Annotated in this window: 24 protein-coding genes; 6 read left to right on the top strand and 18 right to left on the bottom strand. The window is 62.2% G+C overall.

Annotated elements, in window-relative coordinates:
• Position 1: 1 nt before the first annotated feature.
• The 8 genes from SA339_00760 to SA339_00725 all read right to left on the bottom strand — a co-directional run bounded on the left by SA339_00760 (position 2) and on the right by SA339_00725 (position 6,738).
• Positions 2–1,087, bottom strand: coding sequence for a site-specific DNA-methyltransferase (locus SA339_00760; protein ID MDW5561728.1), 1,086 nt, complete (start codon positions 1,085–1,087; stop codon positions 2–4).
• 150 nt (positions 1,088–1,237) lie between these two features.
• Positions 1,238–1,633: a thioredoxin domain-containing protein gene (locus SA339_00755; protein MDW5561727.1), complete on the bottom strand. Its 396-nt coding sequence runs from the start codon at positions 1,631–1,633 to the stop codon at positions 1,238–1,240.
• A 69-nt stretch (positions 1,634–1,702) separates the two neighbouring features.
• Complete coding sequence (locus SA339_00750; protein ID MDW5561726.1) at positions 1,703–2,092, bottom strand: 4Fe-4S binding protein; 390 nt, start codon at positions 2,090–2,092, stop codon at positions 1,703–1,705.
• A gap of 4 nt (positions 2,093–2,096) precedes the next feature.
• Positions 2,097–3,173, bottom strand: coding sequence for a nickel-dependent hydrogenase large subunit (locus SA339_00745; protein ID MDW5561725.1), 1,077 nt, complete (start codon positions 3,171–3,173; stop codon positions 2,097–2,099).
• Entirely contained in the window at positions 3,166–3,549 is a 384-nt protein-coding gene (locus SA339_00740; GenBank protein ID MDW5561724.1) for an NADH-quinone oxidoreductase subunit C, read from the bottom strand. The genes SA339_00745 and SA339_00740 overlap by 8 nt, the downstream gene beginning before the upstream one ends.
• Positions 3,546–3,998 (bottom strand): NADH-quinone oxidoreductase subunit B family protein, encoded by a 453-nt coding sequence (locus tag SA339_00735; GenBank protein MDW5561723.1) that lies wholly within the window; start codon positions 3,996–3,998, stop codon positions 3,546–3,548. Before SA339_00735 ends, SA339_00740 begins: the two co-directional genes overlap by 4 nt.
• A complete protein-coding gene (locus SA339_00730; GenBank protein MDW5561722.1) occupies positions 3,998–4,861 on the bottom strand; it encodes an NADH-quinone oxidoreductase subunit H in 864 nt (287 codons plus the stop codon). Before SA339_00730 ends, SA339_00735 begins: the two co-directional genes overlap by 1 nt.
• Positions 4,861–6,738: a proton-conducting transporter membrane subunit gene (locus SA339_00725; protein ID MDW5561721.1), complete on the bottom strand. Its 1,878-nt coding sequence runs from the start codon at positions 6,736–6,738 to the stop codon at positions 4,861–4,863. Before SA339_00725 ends, SA339_00730 begins: the two co-directional genes overlap by 1 nt.
• Positions 6,739–6,860: 122 nt before the next feature.
• On the opposite strand from SA339_00725, the gene SA339_00720 reads away from it, so the two are divergent.
• On the top strand, positions 6,861–7,289 hold the full coding sequence (locus SA339_00720) for a universal stress protein (protein ID MDW5561720.1): 429 nt from the start codon (positions 6,861–6,863) through the stop codon (positions 7,287–7,289).
• Here SA339_00720 and SA339_00715 read toward each other — a convergent pair whose 3' ends face one another.
• The 7 genes from SA339_00715 to hyfB form a co-directional block, all read right to left on the bottom strand.
• Positions 7,290–7,751, bottom strand: a complete 462-nt coding sequence (locus SA339_00715) for an NADH-quinone oxidoreductase subunit B family protein (protein MDW5561719.1) — start codon at positions 7,749–7,751, stop codon at positions 7,290–7,292.
• Complete coding sequence (locus tag SA339_00710) at positions 7,744–8,064, bottom strand: 4Fe-4S binding protein (GenBank protein MDW5561718.1); 321 nt, start codon at positions 8,062–8,064, stop codon at positions 7,744–7,746. The genes SA339_00715 and SA339_00710 overlap by 8 nt, the downstream gene beginning before the upstream one ends.
• Before the next feature lie 9 nt (positions 8,065–8,073).
• Positions 8,074–9,660, bottom strand: coding sequence for an NADH-quinone oxidoreductase subunit C (locus SA339_00705; protein MDW5561717.1), 1,587 nt, complete (start codon positions 9,658–9,660; stop codon positions 8,074–8,076).
• Positions 9,657–11,126, bottom strand: a complete 1,470-nt coding sequence (locus tag SA339_00700) for a hydrogenase 4 subunit F (protein MDW5561716.1) — start codon at positions 11,124–11,126, stop codon at positions 9,657–9,659. The genes SA339_00705 and SA339_00700 overlap by 4 nt, the downstream gene beginning before the upstream one ends.
• Positions 11,123–11,704 carry a hydrogenase gene (locus SA339_00695; protein MDW5561715.1) on the bottom strand — a complete coding sequence of 194 codons (582 nt, stop codon included), beginning with the start codon at positions 11,702–11,704 and terminating at the stop codon, positions 11,123–11,125. The genes SA339_00700 and SA339_00695 overlap by 4 nt, the downstream gene beginning before the upstream one ends.
• Before the next feature lie 84 nt (positions 11,705–11,788).
• A complete protein-coding gene (locus SA339_00690) occupies positions 11,789–12,724 on the bottom strand; it encodes an NADH-quinone oxidoreductase subunit H (protein MDW5561714.1) in 936 nt (311 codons plus the stop codon).
• On the bottom strand, positions 12,721–14,787 hold the full coding sequence (gene hyfB / locus SA339_00685; GenBank protein MDW5561713.1) for a hydrogenase 4 subunit B: 2,067 nt from the start codon (positions 14,785–14,787) through the stop codon (positions 12,721–12,723). Before hyfB ends, SA339_00690 begins: the two co-directional genes overlap by 4 nt.
• Positions 14,788–15,007: 220 nt before the next feature.
• Here hyfB and SA339_00680 point away from each other — a divergent pair, with 220 nt between their 5' ends.
• From SA339_00680 to SA339_00665, 4 genes are all read left to right on the top strand, one after another.
• The gene (locus SA339_00680) at positions 15,008–15,553 is read left to right on the top strand and encodes a ferritin family protein (GenBank protein ID MDW5561712.1); all 546 of its coding nucleotides are present in this window, start codon (positions 15,008–15,010) and stop codon (positions 15,551–15,553) included.
• 149 nt (positions 15,554–15,702) lie between these two features.
• Positions 15,703–16,986: a (Fe-S)-binding protein gene (locus SA339_00675; protein ID MDW5561711.1), complete on the top strand. Its 1,284-nt coding sequence runs from the start codon at positions 15,703–15,705 to the stop codon at positions 16,984–16,986.
• Positions 16,987–17,118: 132 nt separating this feature from the next.
• Positions 17,119–18,876 carry a chloride channel protein gene (locus SA339_00670; protein ID MDW5561710.1) on the top strand — a complete coding sequence of 586 codons (1,758 nt, stop codon included), beginning with the start codon at positions 17,119–17,121 and terminating at the stop codon, positions 18,874–18,876.
• A 31-nt stretch (positions 18,877–18,907) separates the two neighbouring features.
• The gene (locus tag SA339_00665) at positions 18,908–21,646 is read left to right on the top strand and encodes a DEAD/DEAH box helicase (protein MDW5561709.1); all 2,739 of its coding nucleotides are present in this window, start codon (positions 18,908–18,910) and stop codon (positions 21,644–21,646) included.
• On the opposite strand, the gene SA339_00660 is transcribed toward SA339_00665, so the two are convergent.
• The 3 genes from SA339_00660 to SA339_00650 form a co-directional block, all read right to left on the bottom strand.
• Positions 21,643–22,266: a fumarylacetoacetate hydrolase family protein gene (locus SA339_00660; GenBank protein ID MDW5561708.1), complete on the bottom strand. Its 624-nt coding sequence runs from the start codon at positions 22,264–22,266 to the stop codon at positions 21,643–21,645. The genes SA339_00665 and SA339_00660 overlap by 4 nt on opposite strands.
• 9 nt (positions 22,267–22,275) lie before the next feature.
• Positions 22,276–22,509 (bottom strand): hypothetical protein, encoded by a 234-nt coding sequence (locus SA339_00655; GenBank protein ID MDW5561707.1) that lies wholly within the window; start codon positions 22,507–22,509, stop codon positions 22,276–22,278.
• Between the two features lie 227 nt (positions 22,510–22,736).
• The gene (locus SA339_00650; protein MDW5561706.1) at positions 22,737–23,375 is read right to left on the bottom strand and encodes an RlmE family RNA methyltransferase; all 639 of its coding nucleotides are present in this window, start codon (positions 23,373–23,375) and stop codon (positions 22,737–22,739) included.
• A gap of 93 nt (positions 23,376–23,468) precedes the next feature.
• Here SA339_00650 and purM point away from each other — a divergent pair, with 93 nt between their 5' ends.
• Positions 23,469–24,500 (top strand): phosphoribosylformylglycinamidine cyclo-ligase, encoded by a 1,032-nt coding sequence (purM, locus tag SA339_00645; protein MDW5561705.1) that lies wholly within the window; start codon positions 23,469–23,471, stop codon positions 24,498–24,500.
• The last annotated feature ends 71 nt before the right edge of the window (positions 24,501–24,571 follow it).

Genomic DNA, 24,571 nt, shown 5'->3' with positions numbered 1-24,571 from the left:
CTTAGGCTCCTCCCGGGGGGACGGCCCCATTAGGCGGTCCTTGTTCCGTGGCCAGGGAGCGCAGGGATGCCAGAGCCTCGGCGGCGATTGAGGGGTTAATCTCGAAGCCGATCCCATGGCGGGAGGCCAGCGCCGCGGCCCGCAGAGTGGTCCCTGATCCCAGGAAGGGGTCGAGGACCCTTTCCCCGTAATAACTATAGGCTTTGATGAGCCGGGTCGGGAGCTCCACCGGGAAGGGAGCCACATGCGCCCTTCGGTCCCCGCTACCCTGCGGTGCGATCAGCCACACGTCGCTGTTCTTGATCGACAGCCAGAATTCCTTGTCCAGCCGGGACCGCTCGCGGTCCTCTGGGGAAACGTGGGCATACTTGCGCGCCCGCTCCACCCGCGAACTGGGCTTCTCCAGTTCCAGGATGAACTCGTGCATATTGTTGATGAGTATCCCTCCGGGGAAGGGGTATGTGCCGAAGGGGGCCCTCACTCCGTTGGTCTTCTGCCAGACTATGTCCCGTTTGAAGATGAACCCGAGGTCTTCGCACACCTGCACGGTGCGCCCGACAAGATTGAGGGTCCGGAAACTCCCATCCTCCAGGCGGACCGGGAGGTTCATGATGTTGATGAATAGCTTCCGCCCCGGCTGCAGGACACGCAGGACCTCGGCCCACACCTTCCCGATCAGGGTGAACCACTCGTCGACCGAGTGGACATCCCCCAGGTCTCCCGGCAGGGGGTCACGGGAATACATCTTGGTGTTGAAGTAAGGGGGGGAGGTGATCGCCAGGTTGATGCTGCCGTCCTCTACCTCCTTCATGTCCATCGCGGTCGAGCACATCACCTCCTGGCAGGTCCCGCGGACCCCCACCCTTACCGGCCCGAACGGCTCCGTAGTGGTCACCGTACCTCCGGCGAGCTCACCCAGCGAAGCTAGGTCGAACCTCTGTTGGCCGCTGCCCGAGATTGTCACCGGGACCTTGTCCTCACGCACCAAGCGGTGGAGCTGCCGGACAGTGGTACCCAGGTACCGGGCGGCCTCGCCGGCGGAGAGATACCGCCTATTGCTGTAGTCCGAACTGACGTTCGATCCCACTTAAGACCTCGTGGCCTATACATTGGAAGTGAGCCCAAGTTAAGCCTTTTGGGCCGAAGCCAGGTAATAAATATAAAGATAGTATAATATTATTTATCATTTTATTATAATCATGGTGGGAAATCATTGGCCGGGTGGTGCCGCGACCGCTCAGCGGTAACCGTCGGTCTCGAAAGGGGGGACCATCGGGCCGCCGGCGCATTCCGAGCGGTGCCTGAGCATGTCCCCGATGACCTTCCGCAGACCGTCCAGGTCCATGATCCCGACGACGTCCGCCAGGAACAGACCCCGGCAGAACAGCAAGAAGGTCGGCGTGGCTACCACCCCGTACTGTAGCGCGGTGTCCAGATTGGGGCGGGCGTCGACCCTCACGAAGACCGCCCCCTCGGAAAGCTCCCTGGCCAGGTCGTCGAAGACCGGAGCCATGGACCGGCAGGCGCTACATCCATCCATGTAGAACTCCGCGACCACGAGCTTGTCGGTGCTGGCCAATAGCTCCTGGAGCGACCGGCCGTCCAGCTCTCGGACCGCTATGTCCTCTGCCATCAAGCTTGCTCCGATGGTTATCCCCACTCATTCATGGGAGGGGAGGGAAGATAATCCTTTTTGCCACGCCTACTCCTTCTTGTGACCCTCGTAGCGTGGAAGGTGTTCAACCCGGTACTCGTGCCGGGGGAGGTCGACCGAGAACACGTTGACGGTGGGTGCGGTGTCCGGCTTGGAGTACTCCTCGGCCATGGAGATGGTCTGCGTAGGGCAGACCTCCACGCAGGTGTTGCAAGAGATGCACCGGTGCCGTATCACAGTCTGAGTCTTGGCGTCCTTGTTGGTGATGATGGCGTTGGTGGGACAGCTCCTCTCGCACTTACGGCAGAAGATGCACTTGGACATATCATAGAGTACCCGCCCCCGGTTGCCCGGGGGGATCGACGCCGGCTCGTTGGGGTACCGCGTGGTGAACGGCCGGCGGAACAAGTTCTTGAGCGAAGAGGACAGCATGGACATGGGATCACCGATCCGTACAACAGATACAGGGGTCCACCGACACCGTGATCGTGGGCACGTCCGCAAGTTGGCATCCGGGCAGCATGGCCAGCAACGACGCCACGTTCATCAGCGCGGGGGTCCTGAGCTTGATGCGCTCTAGCGCCAGCGTACCCTTGGCATTGATGTAGTACATCAGCTCGCCCCGGGGAGCCTCCACCCGGGAGAAGGACTCACCCTTGGGGTGACCCTTGACCTGGACCGCCACCGGCCCATCCTCCAGCAGGGGGAGGCTCTGCTCGATTATATCCACCGCCCGCAGGCACTCGTCCATGCGCACCATCATTCGGGCGTAGCAGTCCCCCTCTTCCCGGACTACCGGGGCGAACCTGAGTAGAGAGTACGCGGCGAACCCGTCCTGACGGATGTCCCGGTCGATACCCGAGGCCCGTGCCACTGGGCCGACGGTACCCCATTCATTGGCCTCTCGCTTCGACAGTTTGCCCACTCCCCGGGTGCGCTTGGACAGAGTGCCATCCCGTCCGAACACCCGCTGTAGCTCCTCCAGGCGGGGACGCAGCTCCCGCATTGTCGCCTGAATATCCCTGACCCTCTCCCCATCCAAATCCCTCTTGACCCCACCTACCACGTTCATGGAGTAATGGACGCGGTTACCCGAGATGCGATTGACCAGCATCATCACGTACTCCCGTTCCCGGAAGCACTGCATGAACAGGTTCTCGTACCCCACGGCTTCGGCGATATGGCCAAGCGCCAGGAGGTGGGAGGTCAGGCGCTGGCACTCCATCATGATGGTGCGGATGAGCTTGGCCCGTGCCGGGACGTCTAGGCCGTAGATCGCTTCCACGCCCTGACAATACGCCGAGGAATGATGGTAGGAGCAAATCCCACACACCCTCTCGGCCAGATACTGGGACTTCTTGTAATCGAGGGAGAGGGCGTACTCCATCCCCCGGTGATTGTATCCCTGGTTCAGCTCCGCCCCCACCACTGTCTCCTCGTCCAACGTGAGCTTGACGTTGAGCGGCTCGAGGAAAGCGGCGTGCTGCGGCCCGAACGGGATCGTTGTCGCCTTACCCATCGGCATCCCCTCCGGGCGCCGGGGCCTTCCTCTTGCGCAGGGGGGCCACCGGGCTCTTGCCCTCCACCAGGAACAGGCCAGGGCGGACCCCCTTGATCCTGAGGCCGAAGAGATCGACGATCTCCCTCTCCAGGGTCAAGGCGCCCTTGTACAGGTCTGCCACCGAGTCGATCTCCCACTCCGGGAGGATGAGGAAGCGGAGATCGGCCAGTCTCCTGTCCCGGTCGAACACGTAGATAAGCTCCATGACTCCATCATCCCTCTCCCTGGCCACGATGGCGATCATCCGAGCCCCGGAATCTATCATCTGGCCGACCATCTTCCGCAGCCCCCGGTAGGCCTCACGGTCAAAGTCCGGCGGGGCAGCCTCGGTCATCGCCCCTCCTCCCCGACCATCTTCTGAACTTTCTCCCTCCACATCGACAGTCCCAACACTAGGGCGTCGATGAGAGCCTCCGGCCGGCAGGCGCACCCCGGCACATAGACGTCCACTGGAATCACCTTGTCCACGCCTCCGTTGACGTTGTAGCAGTTGTGGAAAGGCGCGCCAGTGGATGCGCAGTCCCCGCAGGCGATGACCAGCTTGGGCTCGGGCGTCTGCTCGTACAGGTTCCTCAGCCGGTCCTCGCACCGCTTGGTCACGGGACCGGTGACGAGGAGGACATCGGCCTGCTTGGGGTTGGCCCGGTTGACCGCCCCGAACCTTTCCACGTCATAGCGCGGCGTGAGCAGAGCCCAAACCTCCAGGTCGCACCCGTTGCACGAACCGGTATCGAAATGCATGATCCACGGCGATCTCATCCGCATCTTTTCTTCCAACGTCATCATATCGCCCCCTGTCCGATCACGAAGAGGACCAGTAGGTTGATCGCCACCAGACCTACGCCCACCGTCAGCATGAACCGGACCATCCTCCCGCGGGTCAGCCGGGCTGTGATGTTGTCGATGATGATGGTGACGAACAACACCGCGAAGGCCAGGGCCAGCTTTCCTCCGGCCGACACAACCGGGTCGGCGCTCCAGAAGAACAGGGTCACCAGGCCGAAGACGAATGCCAGCTGGAACCACCTTGCCACCTCCATTATCGCCAGGTAGGGGCCTGAGTACTCCACGTACGGCCCGGACATTATCTCCTGGTGAGCGGTGGGCACGTCGAAGGGCGATTTCTCCAGCAGGATGACCAGCACCGGTATCAGGGCGAGGAGGACCAGTGGTAGCGCGATGAGCAACCCGCCTCCTATCCCGCTGACCAGGAAGGAGGTCTCCAGGCCGATGGCCAGCACCACGAGGAAGAGTACCGGCTCATAGGCCAGGATCGCCAGCAGCTCCCTCTGCCCCCCGATGTAGGAATAGGGGGAGCGGGCGGAGAACGCCCCCATCACCAGACAGATCGACCCCGTCCCGGAGACGAAGAAGGCCACGATAAGATCGCCTCCCGCCACGAACAGTGCCAGGGCGGCGGCGTGGAACAGCAGGGCGGCCCCGGCGAATACCACCTGGAGGCGGCTAAGCAACATTGGGCGCTTGGCCAGCAGTTTCCCGATGTCGTAGAACGGCTGCACCACCGGCGGCCCCAGGCGATTCTGCATACGGGCCGTGATCTTCCTATCGATACCGGCCCCTAGGCCTACCGCCAGGGGGGCGAGGATGATGATCAGCAACTGCAGGATGTAGGTGATCACCTCCATCACGCCACCTCCAGCAACAACGGAATAGCCAGGAGGAGGGCGACCAGCAGGATGCCTGTGCCCTCGGATAGGGCGATGCCTTGGCGCACCGAGGCTTCGCCGAAGAAGTAACTGCCCCGCGACTCGAACACGAAATCCTCTCCGCTAGCGTAGGGCTTGGAGATCTCCTCGGCCCCGGGATGGATAAGGAGACTGAGGCCTACGAAGATGATGCCGGTGAGCAACAGGAAGATGAACACCGGGAACTCACCAGAGGCGGTGAACAGGTTCAGATCATTGGTCCCCACCGGCAGGGTAAAATAGCGCTCGATGAACGGCTCCACCAGGAACCGCACCACCGGGCCGATGAGGGCCGACAAGCCCACCGCCCCGACCATGAGAGCCCCCAGAGTCCACTTGTAATTCGGGGCCAGGGGGTCCCGTCGGAGCCCCGTCTGCCGGGCCGGTACCGCAGAGAGGATGTTGCCGATCCACTTGAAGTAATAGACCACTATGCTCGCGAAGCCCACCCCCAGCAGGAAGATGAGAAGCGGGAACGCGGTGGCCGCGGAGCTGATAATCCACTTGGAGGCGAACATCCCAAAGGGGGGCAGCACGATGGTCACGACCCCGATGAAGATGGCGGCGGAGACGAAGGGCATGGTTACCCACATCCCCTGCATGTCCTCGATGTCCTCGCTCCCCAGGCTCTCCTTGGCCGCCCCCACGGACAGGAACATGAGGGCCTTGGAGATGGAGTGGTAGAACAGCAAGATGACCCCCGCGGTGATGGCCAGGGGAGTCGATACCCCCACGCACATGGTGATCAGTCCGAGGTTGCCAACAGTGGACCAGGCCAGCACCCGCTTGGCATTGCTCTGGGTCATGGCCAATATCGAGGAGGCGAGGAAACTGGCCCCGCCGACCAGCGCCACCAGCCAGTTTATGGCGGTGGCCTCCACGATGCTGGGCGATAATCTGAGGAGGAGATATACTCCCAGGTTGACCATGGTGGCGCTGTGTAGCAGCGCGGAAACCGGGGTGGGGGCGACCATAGCTCCCAGAAGCCAAGACTGGAAGGGGAGCTGAGCGGACTTGGTGAACGCCGCCACCGCCATGAGGGCGAGGGGCATCAGGGCCAAGCCGTCGAGGCCAGCCAGGGGGACCTCCTGCACCGACTGGGTACCGTAGTAGTAGAATGCCAGCATCGCTCCGACGATCAGCGCGGTGGCTCCCGCCAGGGTGATCCCCAACGCTCTCCTGGCCGCCTTCTGGGCCTCCTCCGTGCCGGTATGGCCTATGAGCAGGAATGAGCACAGGGTGGTGACGTCCCAGAACAGGACCAACCACAGCATGTCGTTGCACAGAACCGCCCCGTTCATGCTTCCCAGGAAGAGCAGGGTGACGGCGAAGAACCGGGGCTGGTGAGTATCGTCCCTCATGTAGCGAAGGGCATAGATGGCGATGATCGATCCTACCACAGAGGTGATGAGGATCAGGATGAGCGCCAGGTTGTCGATCAGCACTGCCGGAGCCGCCTCCCGGAAGTCCGTCCAGGACTCCAATCCCAGGTCCAGCACCAGATTTATGGTGGCCACAGTGACAATGAAGGGGCTCCTGATCCTCCAGCCGATGACGATGAACAGCCCCGCGAGCGCCACACCGATGATTATCATCGCCGGACCCATGGGATAAAGGTCCTCCGATCCGATGGCCAGTACCTCGAACGAGGTGGACGCCATGTATGCCAGGAGGCCGATGGACGCCAAGACCAGGATAGCGGACACAAAGACCACAGTCCAGACGATGGCTCCCCGGCGCCGGACGATGAGGACGACCGCCGCGCCTATGACTGGGATAAGGAAAAGAAGGACCGCAAGCAGCTCTCCCGTGCTCATCCGGCCACTCTATCCCATTCTTATGTAATTATACCCTATGATGTCCGTCCGCGGCCTGGGTGTTCTTTGGGCCCTAGGTTGCTGAACGATGGCTTTTTACCCAGTTCACCTATGTCGCCGCCATGGAGGAGCCCTCAACCTCGGAGGGGCAGGTGCAGGGAAGGAACCTGCTCTTGGCCACGGACGGGAAACCTCACTCGGCCAAGGCCATCGCCTTCGCCATGGAGATGGCCAAGCTGACCTCGTCGAAGCTCTTCATCTTGTATGTGGTCAGCACCAAGAACGATGAGGACCGGTCGAACCTCATCAAGGAAGGGATGAGGGTCCTGTCGGACCTCAAGCGCCAGGCGGGGGACAGGGACCTGGACGTGACTACCTTGCTGGAGGGGGGTTCGCCATACCAGAACATCGTCTCCACCGCGGAGCGGGTCAAGGCTGGGGCCATCATCGTGGGCACTTCGGGGAAAACGGTGCTGGATCGGGTCCTTATCGGCTCGGTTTCCGAGTACGTGGTGCGCAACTCCGGCTGCACCGTCATCGTCGTGAAGTGATCACGCCTTAGCTTCCCACCGTTCCACTGCCAGTAATATTCCCTGGATGATCGCCTGGGGGCGAGGGGGACAACCTGGTATGTACACGTCCACCGGCAATATCTTGTCCACGCCGTCGAGGGTGGCGTAGGTGCCGCAGAAGATGCCTCCGGATATGGCGCAGGAGCCCATGGCTACCACCATCTTAGGGGAAGGCGTCGCCTTGTAGGTTTGCAGCAGGGCGGGCAACATGCCACGGGTCACCGGCCCGGTGACCAACAGCATGTCCGCGTGGCGGGGGGAGGCCACGATGTGCAGACCGAAGCGCTCCACGTCGTGGATGGCGTTGGTGAGGGCGTTGACCTCGACCTCACAGCCGTTGCAGGAGCCAGCGTCGACCTCCCGAATGGAGAGGGAGCGGCCGAAGGCCTTCATGATCCTGGCCTTCAATTCCTCTCCTAGCCTCTCGGTCGCCTCATCCATGACGGTACACCACCTTCAGGCCCTCCCGGGAGCGGGAGGCCAGCTCGAACCGTTTGCTCATGGTGATGGCTTCGCAGGCCTCGGCGCACGCCGCGCAGAAGATACACCGCTCCGCCGATATCTCGATGCCAGTCGGAAGCACGGTTATGGCCTGGGTGGGGCAGGTGTGGACGCAGTCGGAGCATCGGTCGCACGCTTCCGCATCCACCGCCGGCAGACCGAGAAAGGCGTCGAAAGGAGGATTCCGCTCCTGCGGATAGTTGCGGGTCTGCACCCCGTTCTTGAGCACCCCGAGCTTTAGGAACTTGAACATCGTGACACCTCACAGGTCATTGCCCGAATAGGACAGGTTGAAGCTCTTATTGATGAGCGGGAAATCGGGGACGATATTGCCCAGTACTGCCTGCTCCATCGCCAGCCAATTGCAGAAGGAGGCGTCCCTCACCTTGTGACGTGCCGGCGAGCCTCGGCCGGCCATCATCCAGTGGACGATCTCCCCCCTCGGCGATTCGACCAGGGAATAGGCGATCTGTCCCAGGGATCCTGTCCCTAGCTTCCCCCTTATCGGGCCAGGGGGCATGCGGTCGAGGGCCTGGTCGATAAGTGAGAACGACTCCCGGACCTCACCCATCTTCACCCTCATGCGGGCGTTGACATCGCCCGAGGAATGAGTAGGCACAAGGAAGTCGAGCCTATCGTAGGCGGCGTAGGGATGATCCCGCCGCACGTCTCGGTCCACCCCACTGGCCCGGGCCGCCGGGCCTACCACATTGAGATCCATGGCCATCTCCCTGGTTAGCACACCGGTGGTCTCAACCCGGTCCATCATCGAGGGGGAGGTTGTCATGAGGGTCACCAGGTCCTCGAACTCCAGCTTCAGCTTGACCATGGTAGCAAGGACCTTCTCCCGATCGTTGGAGGTAAGGTCTCTGCGCACCCCGCCCAGCACGTTCACCGAGCGCAGGAGGCGGGAGCCGGTGAGGCACTCGTTGAGGTTCATGGCCTTCTCCCTCAGCACGTACCCGTTGGCCGCGGCGACGGTCAGGGCGGTGTCCAGGGCGATTCCCGCGATGTCTCCCAACAGGTTGTATAACCGCTCCAGCTCCAGCATGACCGTTCTGATGTACTCCGCCCGCTCCGGCACCGGGCAGGAGGCGAGGGATTCCACCGCCTGGCAGTACGCGGTGGAGTGGGCCATGGAGTTGTCCCCGGAGATGCGCTCCGCCAGGTACACTCCCTTGGTGTAGGGAGTGGACTCAGATAGCTTCTCGATCCCTCTGTGCACATACCCTAGGCGAACTTCCAGATTGATTATGGGCTCGCCGGCGACGGAGAAGCGGAAGTGTCCTGGTTCAATGACCCCGGCGTGCACCGGCCCTACCGGAATCTCGTACACCCCCTCGCCTTCCACCTTGGTGAAATGGTACTCACCGTTCACCCGTGGAGGACGTTCCTCCAGCGGGAAGTCCTTGCGCAGCGGGTACCGGCCCTCCGGCCAGTCCTCATGGAGCGCCAGCGGCCGGGGGTCAGGGTGGCCGATAGCCATCAGACCGAACATGTCCTGGATCTCCCGCTCATACCAGTCCGCGTCGTTGATGGACGGGGTCAGGGACTCGTACCTCCATTCCCCCAGCCCGAGAGAGGTGGTCGCCGAGACGAACGCGTCCATGCCCAGGGGAACCATGAGCAGGTGGAGCTTGAAGACCCCCTCAAGAGCCCGGTCGTCGGTGGCGTGCAGAGTCACCAGCCTCGCCTTGTGCTCCTGGCGCAGGTGAAGGGCAAGAGGGACCATAGCATCAGGTCTCACGACCATTCGCAGCTCCTTTCCCTTCACTTCGTACTGGTCGACCCGCACCATCACCGAGGCGGGCATCCTGCGGAGCACCTCCCGCACCTGGTCCTCACTCATGAGCTACCTCCCGGGAACAGCTGGATGATCTGTTGCAGCGCGTCATTGAGGAACGCCGGGAGATAGAGTCCCATCGCCAGGATGGATAGGAGGAGCGCGGTCATGAGAGCGGTGTCCACCCAGCTCCTCTCCCCCTCCTCTCCGCCAACATCGGCCGGCTCACCGAACACCATGCGCCCCACATGGTACATGAAGGCCGCGAAGACGATGACCAACAGCAGAAGGTATAGCACCACGCCGACGCTCTGGCCCGCACTGATGCCTCCCACCAGCACCATGAACTCGCTCAGGAAGAGGGAGAAAGGCGGGCATCCGGTGATCGCCAACGCGCCGCCGATGAACAGGACCCCGGTAGCTGGAAGGATCTTTAGGACCCCCCGGACCTGATCGATGTCCTTGGTCCTCAGCCGGTGGAGGATGTTGCCCGCGCCGAAGAACATCAGCGTCTTGGCCAGCGCGTGGTTGAGCATGTGGAACAGGGCCCCGAAGATGCCCCAGTAACCGCCGAAACCGAAGCCGACGGCGATGATCCCCATGTGTTCGATCGAGGAATACGCCAGCATGCGCTTGTAATCCTTGGACATGACGATGTACGCCGCGGCGATGCCCAGCGAGATGAGGCCAAAGAGCAGGAGGAGCCCACCCGAGAAGCCGGGACCCAGGGAGGAGGCGGACACGATCATGTGGAACCTCAGGATCCCGTACATGGCGCAGTTCAGCAGCACGCCGGACAGCAGAGCGGACACGGGGGTGGGGGCCTGCGAGTGTGCATCCGGCAACCAGGTGTGCATCGGCGCCAGACCGACCTTGGTCCCGTAGCCCACCAGAACGAAGATGAACGCGATCTTCAGCAGGGTGGGGTCAAGCGAGCCGGCCACCGACATCAGGGTGGACCAATCTAGGCCCGACGACGATTCTCCCAGCCACTGGATGGAAGAGGCGTAGACCATGATGATACCCAGGAGGGCGAGGGTGATGCCCACCGAGCAGATGACCAGGTACTTCCACGCTGCCTCTACGGAGGTCTCCCGGTCGTACAGTCCGACCAGGTAGGCCGAGGCCAGGGTGGTGCCCTCAATGGCGATCCACATGATCCCCAGATTATTGGATACGCACACCAGGAGCATGGTGAAGACGAACAGCTGGAAGAACAGGTAGTAGTTCCTGAGCTTCAGGGTGGTGATTATCCCCTCATCGTTCTCCCTGCCGATGTAAGATAGTGAGTAAATCACCGCCAGCAGGCCGACGAAGGAGACCAACATCAGGGTGTAGGCCGAGAAAGGGTCCATGTACAGCAGGCCCTCGTCGATGGTGCCCAATGCGAACACCTGATAGGAGAGATACGATGCCACCGCCAGGGTGACCGCTGAGCCGGCCACCGCCGCCGTCTCGATGAATCGCCGCTTCTTGAGGGGATAACATAACGCCGCGGCGATCAGCGGCATCAGGAGCAGGAACTCGATCAATCCCGCAGCCTCCTCAGGATGGTCGTGTCAACGCTGGCGAAGGTACGGTTGATGCGGAAGGCGAAGAGGCCCATGATAAGCACCGCCACCAGGATATCGAAGAATATGCCAAGCTCCACGATCAAGGGCATACCGTAGGTCACCGAGATGGCGGCCAGGAACAGCCCGTTCTCCATAGTCAGCAGGCCCATGATCTGGGTGATGGCTTTCTTGCGCGAGATCATGGTGAAGAAACCGATGAACACGACCGCGATGGAGATCGCCAGGCAGTTCTTGGTGATCGTGTCGATGGCCCCGCCGGTGAAGATGATGGGTTGGGTGATGTAGAAGGCCACCACCGTCAGACCGCCACATAGTAGCAGGGAGAGGGGGATGCTGACCACTGGCTCGACCTCCCGCTCAACCTTGATCTGCCTCATGACGTATATCAACATCCAGGGTATGAGCGCTCCCTTGATGGCCACCGTCAGCACCGCCACCAGGTAGATGTGGCCGGAGCCGGTGACCCACGCCACGGTGAAGGCCAGGGACCCCAGGGCAATCGACTGCAGCGCGAACAGGCGGATCAGCGGGAGCATGCGGTTGCTGGCGATGCCGATAAAGGTAGTGAGCAGGATGGCAGCGGCGAGGCCGTCGATGATGGTGACCGCGGAGAAAGCCGTTCAGAGCACCCCCAAGATGTAGAACGAGATGACGGCCAGGAGGGCCAGGATGAATGCCACGGTCAATAGGTTGGGCAGGCGGAACAGGCGCATCTTGGAGAAGGAGGACTCGATGAGGGCGATGATGAGCGCGAGGAGGATGAGCTTGCCCAGGAAAACCGCTAGCCCGACGGCGATGGCCATGGGGTCGTCGGTGGTGGCGATGCCCCACGGGAAGAAAACGTTGGACATGATGGCCAGGAAGATGACCAGCTTGGTCATGGAGGCCATCTCCATGAGGGCCAGCTGCTTGCCAGAGTACTCCAGGAGCATGGCCTCGTGGATCATTGTGAGCTCAAGATGAGTAGATGGGTTGTCGAAGGGAACTCGGGCGTTCTCCGCCAGGGTGGCGATGAAGAACGCCGCCGCGGCCAGGAACAATGCCGGGGAGATCAAGTCGAGGCCGCTGGAGGCGATACGCTCGGCGATGCTAGCCAGGGAGGTCGTTCCGGCCACCAAGGCCATGGCGAAGATGGATAGCAGCATGGTCGGCTCGACCACCGAGGAGATGTACATTTCCCGGCTGGAGCCCATCCCTCCGAACGCCGAGCCGGTATCCAGGGCGGCCAGGGCCATGAAGAACCGCATCATCGCCAGCAGATATATGAGCACGATTAGGTCGCCGAGGAAGCCGAAGGTACCGGCATAGACCACCGGGACCAACAAGGCGGCAACGGTGACCGCAGCGATGCATGCGTAAGGGGTGATTGTGAACACCCAGGAGGCATCGTTGGAGACCACCGAGCCCTTGCACAGCAGCTTCCACAGATCGCGATAGGGCTGGAGTACGCTGGGGCCCCGGCGGCTCTGCATCAGCGCCTTGGCCTTGCGGATGATTCCGGTGACCAGGGGGGCGATGGCAAGCACCAGGAGGAACTGGGCGACCTCGAGGATCATCGGAACACCACCAGCAGGGCGAGGAGGATGACGAAGATGTACGCCAGGTACGCTTGGATGCTACCCTTCTGTATTATTCCAACGCGCCGGGCGATGGCGATCACCAGGGCGGCGACTGGAGCGTAAAGGTAGCGTTCGAACACCGGTTCGATGGTGCTGGAGAACGATATCTTTCTCTTGATGAGGGTCGAGGAGGTGTACTCGGTGCGTACCTCGGTGTGGGGGCGGTAGATGGAGCGGAAGATGCGGTTGATGGGGTTGGAGAAGCCGGCGGCGGAGTACTCCGTCCTCGAGCTGAGGGGCGTCCCGCAGTCCCAGGTATCACCCCTCTCCACCGGGTGGCGGCCTCCCAGATAGCGGGTAACGATGAGAGCGAAGGGCACGGCGAACAACAGCAGCACACCGATCACCAAGGGGCTCATGCTGGAGAACTCCCCGGCGGGAGGCATAAGCACCAGGCCGTTGACGAGCTTGGATGCGATGCTCACTCCCAGCACCGAGGAGGTCACGCTGTCGATCGTTGGGATGATTAACACGGACAGGACGCCCAGCAGGACCGATGCCCCGGCGGCAATGCCCATCCCCGCCAGCATGGTCCGGGGGACCTCCTGGGCCTCCGCGGCGTGCTTGCTCCTGGGCCTGGCGAGGAAGGTCGCACCGAATATTCGCACGAAGCAAGCGGCGGCCAAGGCGCCGGTCAGGGCGAGGATCGCGACCGCCACCGGCAGCAGCACGTTGACCATGGGGTCGCTGATGCTCTGCGTGAGGAGAAGTGACTGGAACATGAGCCACTCGCCCACGAAGCCACTGAACGGAGGGATAGCGGAGATCGACAGCGCCCCCACGAAGAACAGGATGCCCGTCCATGGCATCCGCTTGGCCAGCCCGCCCATCTCCTCCAGGTCCCGAGTGTGGGTAGCGTACATGACCGACCCGGCCCCCATGAACAGCAGGCCCTTGAACAGGGAGTGGGCAAGGGTGTGGAACAGCACGGCGATCAGCGCCAACGCGGCCAGGTCGGCCAGGTGGGCGTTGGCCACCGGATCGGCGAGATAGTAGGACTGGAACACCATGGCCGCCCCCAGACCGATGAAGATGAGGCCGATGTTCTCCACCGTGGAGTAGGCGAGGGCGCGCTTGATGTCCTCCTCCATCAGAGCATAGAGGACGCCAACCAGGGCGGAGATGGAGGCGACCAGGAGAACGACCAGCCCCCACCATGAGTTAGTGACGCCCAGGAAGTCGAAGTAACAGCGGATGAGCATGTAGACCGCCGTCTTCACCATCACTCCGGACATCATCGCAGACACGTTAGAGGGGGCGGCAGGGTGAGCCTGCGGCAGCCAGACATGCAGCGGAACAAGGCCGGCCTTAGTACCGAAGCCGATGAGCAGGAGGAGGAAGGCCAGGGTTCGGGCGGCCTCGGGGAGCAGCCCGCCGGCCCCCAGCTCGCGGAATGCCTCGAAGTCGAAGGAATGCTCTCCCGGAGTGTACAGCCACATGACGATGAACGCCACGGTGATGAGGGCGGTGCCCAGGTGGGTCATTACCAAGTATAGAAGGCCGGAGGACTCGCTCTCCCGGTTCCGGTTCTCGTACACCACCAGGAGGTAGGAGGTGAGGGACATGGTCTCCCACATGATGAGGAACAGCACGGCATTGGAGGCGGTAACCACGAGGTACAGGCTGAGAAGGAATAGATTGAACAAGGCACCCATGGTCTCCGGGCGGTAACGGCCGGAGTACTCCTGGGTGTAGCCGATGGAATATATGCTGACGCACAGCGCCAGGGCGGAGATGGCCAGGATGAAGTATGCGGACAGGCGGTCCACGGAGAAGGTGAAGTGCCCCAGAGCGGCCACAGCGGTGGGAATGGTAAAGGTCACCTCCCCGCTACCGAGAAGGACGTCGATGGCGATGAGCAGCCCGATCAGGGAGGCCCCGGCCGCAGCGATAAGGGGGGCGGTCCGGCAGACCCTCTCCCATCTCCCAGTCCCGATGGCCAGCAGCGCCCCGAACAGGGACACGCCGATGAGCAAAGGAAAGAGCTCCTGACCGTACATCAGATCAGCACCTGGACGTACAGCATCCCATCATCCCGTATCGGCCTCTATGATAAAGCCGCCCTTTGGCCGGCAAACCTATTGCATTTATTAAACGTTTCCTCATTGGCTCACCCCGCTGGGACAACCTCTGGCAAGGGTCGCTCCCCTCCCACCGCGGCACGATCATCGGTAAGCTATTTATCGGCCGATGGCGGTTCGATGATAGTGAGAGACGGGCATGCGCTTTGAACGGAGCGATTGGAAGAGCGATGAGGCGAGCCTCAACAAGCAGTTGGGCCTGCTGGCCGCGGCAATCAGGGTGGAGACGTTCGGCAAGGAGTTCTACCAGCGGATGAGCGAGTGCATCAAGGACAGGGAGGGCAAGCTCATCCTGCGCAGCCTGTCCCGGGACGAAAAGGAGCACCGGGCATGGCTGACCAGGCAGATCGACCGCATCTTCCCCGGGAAGGATGTAACGACCATCCGCCCGGACCCCGAGTATGCCAATGTCGTCCCTGGAAAGGTGTTCCCAGACCTGCCCGAGGGGGCGTGCCTCTCGGCCAAGGACGAGATGAAGGCGGTGGAAATGGCCATCGGAGTGGAGAAGGCCTCGGTGCGGATGTACGAGCAGGTGGCCAGCCTGACCCAGGACCTCGAGCTGAAGATACTGATGCAGAGGCTGGCCCAATGGGAGAGGGAGCACCAACGGACCCTGGAGGAGAACCTCGAATACCTGAAGCGGGGAGGCAGCTGGTATGGCTACAACCCCATCCTGGACGGTTAGGAGCCAGGCGCATGGCGGGAAACGCTGGACACCTTTCGGGAGGCGCTCCCGCCCCAACGATAGTTATAAGAAGTTTTCTTCCATTCACTCGTTCCAAAGCCTCCCTTAACAGGAGATAAAGGCTCTCTTCATTTCACTGAGGTGCACCCATGGTAAAGATGCCGGAGATCAACAGGGAACTTCTCGCTTGTCTACAGTGCGGATATTGCGTACGCGTCTGCCCCACCTATGAGCAGACCCCTTGGGAATCGATCACCCCCCGGGGCAAGGTATTCTACCTGAGCCAGATCTCCAAGCGATCACCCATGGACACTTTGTTGGGCCGTAAAGTCAAGGTCGACGATGAGTTCGTGGAGGCGCTGTTCCGATGCACCGGCTGCGCGCAATGCGAGACCGTCTGCCACGTCAACATCGAGTTCGGTGACTTCTGGGAGAAGGTCCGCGAGTGGGTCGTGGACCAGGGCAAGGGGCCGCTCCCGGTACACTCCAAGCTGGCCAAGGCCATCAAGGAGAACCGCAACCCCTACAACGAGCCGACTGAGAAGCGGGGCGACTGGTGGCCCGCGGAGATACCCCACCAGGCCCGTCCGGATATCATCTTCTTCGCCGGGTGCACCGGTTCCTACAGGATGCAGAAGATCGCCAAGGCCGGAGCCGTCGTGCTGAACCGGGCCGGGGTGAAGCTCGACATCCTCGGAGGCGACGAGTGGTGCTGCACCTCTCCCGCCCTCAGGACCGGACAGACGGGGTTGACCGCAGAGTTCGCCCAGCATAACATCCAGGAAGTGGAGAACAGGGGGGCCAAGGCTATGGTCACCACCTGCGCAGGTTGCTACAAGACCACCTCTACCGACTACGGCCGGTACTTCGCCAACCCCACCTTCCCGGTATATCACTTCTCGCAGTACGTGAACAGGCTGATCAAGGAGAAGAAGCTCAAGTTCACCAAGGAGATCAAGGCCAAGGTCACTTACCACGATCCTTGCCACCTTGGCCGCCACAGCGGAGTGTACGAGGATCCCCGTGAGGTCATCAAGAAGATCCCCGGGATCGAGCTGGTGGAGATGCCCCGCAACCGCAAGGGTTCCCGCTGCTGCGGCGCCGGAGGCGGCTTCAAGAGCGCCTTCAATGACATGGCCGTCAACATCGCCGCGGAGAGGGTCAAGGAGGCCGTCGCTACTGGGGCCGAGATCCTGGTGACCACCTGCCCATTCTGCGTGGTCAACCTGCAGGCTGGGGCCAAGCAGATCGGGGCCAAGATCAAGGTCGTTGACATCTCCGAGCTCCTGCTGGAGGCCACCGATCCCAACGCCGCTCCGGCCGCTACCGAGGGCGCCAAGGTCGAGGGCAAGGCCGCGGCGGCCAAGGCCCCCCGGGCCGAGGGCGCGGCCAAGGCTCCGGTAAAGGCCAAGGCCGAAGCTCAGAAGGCCTGAGCAAACCCCTCAACCTCTTCCGTTTTTTCATTTATTTGCGGCCGCTAGCTCCTCTTTTCGCCCGACCTAGCGGTCAACGATACAAACCGGACGCTCTGCTGATGTATCGGGCCGAGGGCCAAGCGCATTCCCATGCCTGGCCGGGCCCATCAGGTGAGCGGGATCCCTCCGGTCCACCAGCGGCATACCCACTATTCCCTGGACCTCAACAAGTACCTGCGGAAATGGATCCCTCTGAGCGTCCTCATCGGAGTGGCGGGGGGGTTCGGAGGCCTATTGCTGCAGCTCGGGCTGCAATTGGTAAAAAGCATCTCCTATGGCGTACCCGGGCTGCCCTGGTATCTTGTGCTCTTATCCCCGGCCATCGGTGCCCTCCTCGCCGGACTGATAATGGAACGGTACACCCCGGAAACGGCCGGTCAGGGGATGAGCTGCGTCATCGACGCCCTCAACTACCGCGGGGGTGAGATACGCCCGCTGACCTCGCCGATCAAGCTTATCGTGACCACCCTCACCGTCGGTTCGGGCGGGAGCGGGGGGCGGGAAGGACCCATAGCTCAGATCTGCGGCGGCCTCGCCACCTATCTGGCCAACCGCTTGAATCTGAGGCATGAGGATCTCAAGATCTTCGTTATATGCTCCATCTCTGCCGGCACCTCGGCCGTGTTCCATGCCCCCATCGGGGGCGCCATATTCGCTCTCGAACTTCCATACAAGAACGATCTTGAGGGGCGGGCCATCATTCCCGCCTCCCTGTCCAGCGTGGCCGCCTATATCGTTTACCTGCCCATCATCGGCACGGCGCCAGTGTTCGTCCTGCCCACAGCCATGACCACCTTCGTCCTCGAGGACATTCCCGTCTTCCTGCTCATCGGACTTCTAGCCGGGATTGTAGGCATTGCGTTCGTGGTCCTCCAGCGATTCATCCGGTCCAGGTTCCGGGTGGCGAAGATAGCGCTGCACTGGAAGACCACCATCGGGGGGATCATGATTGGCACGGTCGGGGTGTTCCTCCCCCAGGTCATGGGACTTGGATTGACCACGATCCAGACCATCCTGCTTGGCGGGTTCACGGTTACCTTCTTGCTCATCCTGCTGCCCATGAAGATCGTAGCCACCTCGATCACCGTGGGGTCCTACGGCTCAGGAGGAGTTTTTACTTCCTCATTGCTTTGCGGGGCCTGTCTGGGCGGCCTGGTGGCCTCCCTGCTCAGCCTGCAGCCGGTCCCTCTGTTCATGGTGGTGGGGATGGGGGCGATGGCGGCGGGGGTGACCAAGACCCCAATCGGCGCCGCCATCATCGTGTCCGAGATGTCGGGTGGCTACCACCTGTTCATTCCTTTGGTGATTGCATCCATCGTCGGTTACATTGCCACCGGCAACTACGCCATGTATGAGAACCAAACCACCCGGGGGTGGATCCCGGTGAACATGGACGATCTCAGCGTCATCAAGGTCAAGGACCTCATGGCCACCAATACCGTCTCACTCAGGGCCTCAGACGCCGTCCAGCGGGCCTACACCATCGCCGAGGTGGAGCCCCAGGAGTACTACCCAGTGATGGATGAGCATAATGTTGTGGGCATCGTCGACCGAGGGCTGCTGGAGACAGAACCCCGGACGGGGGTGAGGCTCGGGGACCGCATGAGCCGGGACTTCCTTATCGTGGATCAGGAGACCACAGCCCGGGCAGCCTTGGACGAGATGACCGATCGAGGCATCCCCCAGGCAGTGGTGACCGGCCCTCCCGGAATCGTGGGCATCCTCAGTTTCGAGGAGATCCTCGGCGTGCTGGGCAACATCTGCTCACCCCTGGATATCGCCCGCCGGCCGATGGGCGAGGGAGGAAAGGAAGAGGCAGTCGGAGCACCAAGCGACAGGTTGAAATAGACATATCCGTTCGATAAAGCAGCATCTGGATATGGTATTCGAACTTCTTGATAAAAGGATCCAGCAGGTCCTACAGGACAAGGACATCCACGAGCCGACAGGTCCCCAGCGGGAGGCCATTCCCCTCATCCTCGATGGCAATCATCTTCTCCTGGTCGCGCACACCGGCATCGGCAAGACCGAGGCGGCCATGCTCCCTATCTTCCACCGCCTCCTGGGCACGCCGGGAAAGGGGATCAAGTGCATCTACATCACCCCCTTGCGGGCTTTGAACCGGGACATGCTCAAGCGCCTCACCGAGTTCGGGGAGGCCCTCGACCTCGACGTGGCGGTGCGGCACGGCGACACTTCGCAGTCGGAGCGTCAGAGCCAGTCGAAGAGCCCGCCGGACGTGCTGATCACGACTCCGGAGACGGTGCAGGTGCTGTTCACCGGGAAACGGCTGCGGGAGCACCTGTCCCGGGTCAAGTGGGTGGTGGTGGACGAGATCCATGAGCTGGCGAATAATGAGCGGGGGGCCCAGCTCGCGGTGGCGCTGGAACGCCTGGCCGAGGTCGCCGGGGATTTCCAGAGAGTGGGGCTGTCGGCCACCGTGGGGTCGGTCGACGAGGTCGCCCGATATCTAGGAGGGGCTAGGGAGGTGCGGGTCGTCCGGGCGCAGGTGTCCAAGGAGCTGGAGGTGACCGTTCAGGCTCCTCCCGTCACCGATGCCGATCGAGACATGGCCGGCCGACTGCAGAGCGATCCCCATCTGGTGGCGGGGATGCGCCGGTGCAAGGGTCTCATCGAGGAACATCGCTCCACCCTGCTGTTCGTCAACACCCGGGACACCGCCGAGGCACTGACAGCCAGGTATCACATCTGGGACGAGAACTTCAAGGTCGGAGTGCACCACGGCTCGCTGTCCAAGGAGATCCGGGTAGAGATGGAGGAGGAGTTCAAGCAGGAGAAGCTGAAAGGACTCATCTGCACCTCCTCCCTGGAGCTAGGCATCGACATCGGCTCGGTGGACTTTGCCATCCAGTACAACTCCCCCCGGCAGGTGGCCCGCCTGATCCAGCGGATGGGGAGGGCCGGCCATGCGGTGGGCGAGAGGACCGAAGGGGCCATCGTGGCGTCGAACCCCGACGAGATCGCCGAGAGCATGGTCATCGCCCGCAAGGCCACCGTAGGAGAGCTGGAGGATCTCCGGGTGAGGGAGAGGCCCATGGCCGTGCTGGCGAACCAGCTGGTGGCGATGACCATGGTCGGGCCGGTGGAGAAAGAGCTGGCGTTCCAGGTTATCAAGCGCGCGTACCCCTTCCGCAACCTGACCCGGGAGGAGTTCCATGGCGTGCTGGAGCAGCTGGTGCGCATAGGGCTGCTGTTCGACAACGAGTCCAAGTATCGTCGGACCGCCAGGGGCATGCGCTACTTCTTCGACAACCTGTCGATGATCCCGGACGAGCGGACCTTCCTCATCCGGGACATTGCCACCCGACGGATCGTGGGAACGCTGGATGAGTCGTTTGTGCTATCCTTCGCTGAGCCTTACGCCGCGTTCATCACCCATGGGAAGACATGGAGGATCGTCGAGGTGCGGGAGGACGAGCTGCTGGTGGAGCAGGTGAGGGATATCGGGTCTATCCCCTCGTGGACGGGGGAGGACCTTCCGGTGCCGTTCGACATCGCCCAGGAGGTCGGGAGGCTGAGGAGGGAAAGGCAGTACGGCCGATACGCCGCGGACCGCGACGCCGTACGCGAGCTGGACCACTACCTCAGGGAACAGGACAAGGACGGCGCGGTACCGTCCGATGAACTCGTCACCTTGGAGATGGGCAAGCGCATGGCGGTGCTCAACATGTGCTTCGGGACCAAAGTCAACGAGACCGTTTCCAAGGTACTGTCGGTCCTCCTGTCTGCCCGCCTGGGGGAGAGCGTGGGAGTGCACACCGATCCCTATCGAATCGTCATCGAGCTGCCCCGGGACATCAGCCCCCAGATCATCATCGACACGTTGCGTTCGATCAGATCGGACGGCGTCGAGCCCTTGGTCCGCCTTGTGCTGAAGTCCTCGTCTTACCTTCGCTACCGCTTCGTCTTCGTGGCCAAGAAGTTCGGAGCCATAGAGAAGGATGCGGACTACCGGCAGGTCAACTTCACCCGGCTGGCGGAGGCGTTCGAGGAAACGCCTCTTTTCGAGGAGGCGGTGCGGCGTGTCCTGTGGGAGGATTTCGATATCGACGGCACGGTGCGGGCGATGAAGCGGATCGAGTCCGGGGAGGTTGGCCTCAAGGTCATGGGCCTGACTGCCATCGGCCGGGCGGGACTACAGCACTCCCGCGAGCTCATAATGCCCCAACGGGCCGACCACAGCATCCTCATGGCCCTAAAGAAGAGGCTGGAGTCCGAGGTCATGAGCATGTCCTGCCTTAGTTGCCAGGCGCAGTGGAGGCTCAAGCCGCAGGATGCCCAAGAGCGCATCGTGTGCCCGCGCTGCGGCGGGCAGATGATTGCCGCCCTGCTGCCATACAACAAGGAGGACATCGGACTGCTCAAGAAGAGCCGGCCCACCGAGGAGGAGACCAAGGAGATCAGGCGCATGTACAAGAATGCCAGCCTGGTCAAGGAGCACGGGCGGAGGGCCATGGTCACCCTGGCTGGCCGAGGCATCGGCCCGGATACCGCGGCTCGAGTGCTCTCATCGTTCTACGATGATGAGGACGAGTTCCTCAGGGACATCCTCAGCGCCGAGCTCACCTACGCCCGCACCAAGAGGTTCTGGGATTAGAGCCGCCGGAAGGTGTTCCTCACCGTGCCGACGCCAGGTATAGACGCTTCCACCCTGTCCCTGTCATTGAGGGGGCTCACGCCCTCCGGGGTCCCGGTGGCGATGATGTCCCCCGGCTCCAGGGTCATGAACGACGAGATGTAAGCCACCAGCCGCTCCGGCCCGAAGATGAGGTCCTTGGTATTCCCCCTCTGCCTCACCTCTCCGTTGACCTTCAGCTCAAGGTCCAGGTCATGCACGTCCCTGACTCTGGATGTTGGCACCGGGCGGGACATGGGTGCGAAAGTGTCCATGCCCTTGGACAGCGTCCAGGGGTTTCCGGCCCTGCGCGCCTCGCTCTGCAAGTCCCGGGCGGTGACATCGTTGAACACCGACAAGTGGGAGATGTATGAAAGGGCGTCCTCCTCTGCCACCCGCCGGGCGGTGCGGCCGATGATCAACGCCAGCTCGACCTCGTGGTCCACCCTCCCCACCGCCCCGGCCTCGATGACCTCGCCGTCACCAATGATGGCCGACGACGGCTTCAGGAAAAGCATGGGCTCCTTCGGCGGGACGGAGTCCATTTCCTTGGCATGGGCGCGGTAGTTCTGACCGATGCAGACGATCTTGCCATGCTGCATGCTGCGGCCTCAGAGGTAATCGCTGACCGTTTGCAGCTTGAAAAGGACCTGGCGGCCCTTCAGGGTCTGATGCACCTTGTCCGCCAGGTATATGGCGTCCTCGACCGTCGCCTTGCTGCCCCATCGATAGATGAAGTCATAGCTGCCGGTGGTCGGCTCGAACCCCAGGCCGTGAAGCGCATCCATGACCTCGGAAGGACGGGACCCCTCAGTGCTGAAGGTGACTGTGAGATAGGTGATCATCGACGTGTAAATGGAGACGATGAATTTAAAGAATATCTCAAATCGCTCCAGCGTGCCGTGACGGAGAGGATGGAAAAAGGAAGTTATGGGAGCGGCGAAGAATATATCGCGGATTCGTTGGGGGGCAATTGATACGGGGGGTTCTCCCGCTCCCTAATACCTTGAGCGCCCTGGGGGTTCTTAAAGGAGCGACCCCTGGTAATCAATTATGATTACTACGTCGGATATTAATCGGTCAGCCCAGGCCCACTGGTCGGTCCCGGGCCTCCCTTGAATCCCTTGGCGACGATGTAGATCTCGGAACTACTGGAGCGCGAGGCCTTGGGAGCGTGCAGGCGGACCGAGGCGAAGCTCTTACGGACCTCCCTAAGGAACTCATTGATCAGGTCCCCCTCGAAGATCTTCATGACCAGCGAGCCTCCTGGATGGAGGGTGAGGCGGGCAAACTGCAGAGCGTGGGTGCACAGGTCAACCGACCGGGCATGGTCGATCGAGTAGTTGCCGCTGATGTTGGGGGACATATCGGAGATGACCACGTCGGCGCTGCCGTTCAGCAGGGAGCGGAGCTCGTCCACGGTCTCCGGCTTGGTCAGGTCCCCCTTGATGGTGGAGACCCCCTCGAGGGGGGCGATGTGCTGGAGGTCCACCCCCACCACCTTGCCCTGGGGGCCGACCCGCTCCTTGGCGATCTGCAGCCACCCGCCCGGAGCCGCCCCGAGGTCGACCACTGACATCCCTGGCTTGAATATACTGAAGCGCTCATCGATCTGGTGGAGTTTGAACGATGCCCGCGAGCGATAGTTAAGCTGCTTGGCCTTGCGGTAGTAGAAGTCATGCCGCCTCTCGTTCAGCCAGCGCTTGCTCATGGTTCGCTCAATTCTCCGCCCGGCCTTAAAGTTTATGCTCCGTCGGTCCCGGGAAAGGTTTGAAGCCAAGGAGCGGATACAGTAGCGGTCAGCATGTCCTGCAGCAGAAAGCCCATGACCTACGCCCAGGCGGGCGTGAACATCGACGCCAAGTCCCAGGCCATCGAGGCCTTGGTGAAGCAGCTGACCTTCCGCCGCTCGGGGAAGGTCAAGATGATCGATCTTCCCGGCCAGTTCACCGGGCTCATCGACTTCGGGGACGTGGCGCTCACGCTGTGCACCGATGGAGTGGGGACCAAGCTGCTCCTCGCCAAGGCCCTCGACAAATGGGACACGGTGGGCATCGACTGCGTGGCCATGAACGTCAACGACACCATATGCGTGGGCGCGGAGCCCATCTCCTTCGTTGACTACCTGGCCATCGATGAACCGAACCCCCCGCTCATGGAGCAGATCGGCATCGGATTGAACAAGGGGTGCGAGCTGGCCAACTGCGACCTGGTGGGCGGCGAGGTGGCCGTGCTGCCGGAAATCATGAAGGAGATCGACCTCTCCGGCAGCTGCCTGGGTATGGTGCCCAAGGACCGCATCATCGACGGCTCCAAGGTCTCCGCGGGCGACGTTGTGGTCGGCCTCCCGTCCTCGGGCGTGCACTCCAACGGCCTTACCCTCGCCCGAAGGGTGCTGGAGCGCGGCGAGGTGGACCTCGACGAGAAGTTCCCCAAGCTCGGGGGGACCATCGGTATGACGCTCCTCACCCCGACCGAGATCTATGTCCGAAAGGTGCTGGAGATCGTGCGGGAGTGCAAGGTGCATGGAATGATCGACGTGACCGGGGGCGGCTTGCGCAACTTCCTGCGGCTGCGTCACGGGGTGGGTATCTCGATCCACGATCCCATGCCCGTGCCTCCCGTATTCTCGGTCCTTGGGGAACTTGGCTCGGTGGAGCCGGCGGAGATGTACCAGACCTTCAACATGGGCATGGGCTTCGCCCTGGTGTGCCCGCCCGAGGATGCCCGTCGGGCGGTGTCCATCTACGGCGAGGGCGCCAGGGTGGTGGGTTCGGTGGTCGAGGGCGGCGGGGTGACGGTACCCTCTCTGGGCCTGCGGTACGAGAAATATTGACTTCGGCCTACGGTGTCCGTGCCGGCGGCCCTTCATCAATGCCATAGCTGTCCATCGGACCTTAGACCAAC

It is taken from the genome of Methanomassiliicoccus sp., from assembly GCA_033485155.1.
Taxonomy (GTDB): domain Archaea; phylum Thermoplasmatota; class Thermoplasmata; order Methanomassiliicoccales; family Methanomassiliicoccaceae; genus UBA6.
The sequence above is the reverse complement of the archived record's forward strand: the minus strand, read 5'-3'. Positions and strand labels throughout refer to the sequence as shown.

Excerpts from the sequence above, each read along its gene's own strand:
- SA339_00755 (MDW5561727.1), bottom strand. The coding sequence starts at position 1,633 with ATGGCAGAGGACATAGCGGTCCGAGAGCTGGACGGCCGGTCGCTCCAG.
- SA339_00750 (MDW5561726.1), bottom strand. The coding sequence starts at position 2,092 with ATGTCCATGCTGTCCTCTTCGCTCAAGAACTTGTTCCGCCGGCCGTTC.
- SA339_00745 (MDW5561725.1), bottom strand. The coding sequence starts at position 3,173 with ATGGGTAAGGCGACAACGATCCCGTTCGGGCCGCAGCACGCCGCTTTC.
- SA339_00740 (MDW5561724.1), bottom strand. The coding sequence starts at position 3,549 with ATGACCGAGGCTGCCCCGCCGGACTTTGACCGTGAGGCCTACCGGGGG.
- SA339_00735 (MDW5561723.1), bottom strand. The coding sequence starts at position 3,998 with ATGACGTTGGAAGAAAAGATGCGGATGAGATCGCCGTGGATCATGCAT.
- SA339_00730 (MDW5561722.1), bottom strand. The coding sequence starts at position 4,861 with ATGGAGGTGATCACCTACATCCTGCAGTTGCTGATCATCATCCTCGCC.
- SA339_00725 (MDW5561721.1), bottom strand. The coding sequence starts at position 6,738 with ATGAGCACGGGAGAGCTGCTTGCGGTCCTTCTTTTCCTTATCCCAGTC.
- SA339_00720 (MDW5561720.1), top strand. The coding sequence starts at position 6,861 with ATGGAGGAGCCCTCAACCTCGGAGGGGCAGGTGCAGGGAAGGAACCTG.
- SA339_00715 (MDW5561719.1), bottom strand. The coding sequence starts at position 7,751 with ATGGATGAGGCGACCGAGAGGCTAGGAGAGGAATTGAAGGCCAGGATC.
- SA339_00710 (MDW5561718.1), bottom strand. The coding sequence starts at position 8,064 with ATGTTCAAGTTCCTAAAGCTCGGGGTGCTCAAGAACGGGGTGCAGACC.
- SA339_00705 (MDW5561717.1), bottom strand. The coding sequence starts at position 9,660 with ATGAGTGAGGACCAGGTGCGGGAGGTGCTCCGCAGGATGCCCGCCTCG.
- SA339_00695 (MDW5561715.1), bottom strand. The coding sequence starts at position 11,704 with ATGCTCCCGCTGATCCGCCTGTTCGCGCTGCAGTCGATTGCCCTGGGG.
- SA339_00690 (MDW5561714.1), bottom strand. The coding sequence starts at position 12,724 with ATGATCCTCGAGGTCGCCCAGTTCCTCCTGGTGCTTGCCATCGCCCCC.
- hyfB (MDW5561713.1), bottom strand. The coding sequence starts at position 14,787 with ATGTACGGTCAGGAGCTCTTTCCTTTGCTCATCGGCGTGTCCCTGTTC.
- SA339_00680 (MDW5561712.1), top strand. The coding sequence starts at position 15,008 with ATGCGCTTTGAACGGAGCGATTGGAAGAGCGATGAGGCGAGCCTCAAC.
- SA339_00675 (MDW5561711.1), top strand. The coding sequence starts at position 15,703 with ATGGTAAAGATGCCGGAGATCAACAGGGAACTTCTCGCTTGTCTACAG.
- SA339_00670 (MDW5561710.1), top strand. The coding sequence starts at position 17,119 with ATGCCTGGCCGGGCCCATCAGGTGAGCGGGATCCCTCCGGTCCACCAG.
- SA339_00665 (MDW5561709.1), top strand. The coding sequence starts at position 18,908 with ATGGTATTCGAACTTCTTGATAAAAGGATCCAGCAGGTCCTACAGGAC.
- SA339_00660 (MDW5561708.1), bottom strand. The coding sequence starts at position 22,266 with ATGCAGCATGGCAAGATCGTCTGCATCGGTCAGAACTACCGCGCCCAT.
- SA339_00655 (MDW5561707.1), bottom strand. The coding sequence starts at position 22,509 with ATGATCACCTATCTCACAGTCACCTTCAGCACTGAGGGGTCCCGTCCT.
- SA339_00650 (MDW5561706.1), bottom strand. The coding sequence starts at position 23,375 with ATGAGCAAGCGCTGGCTGAACGAGAGGCGGCATGACTTCTACTACCGC.
- purM (MDW5561705.1), top strand. The coding sequence starts at position 23,469 with ATGTCCTGCAGCAGAAAGCCCATGACCTACGCCCAGGCGGGCGTGAAC.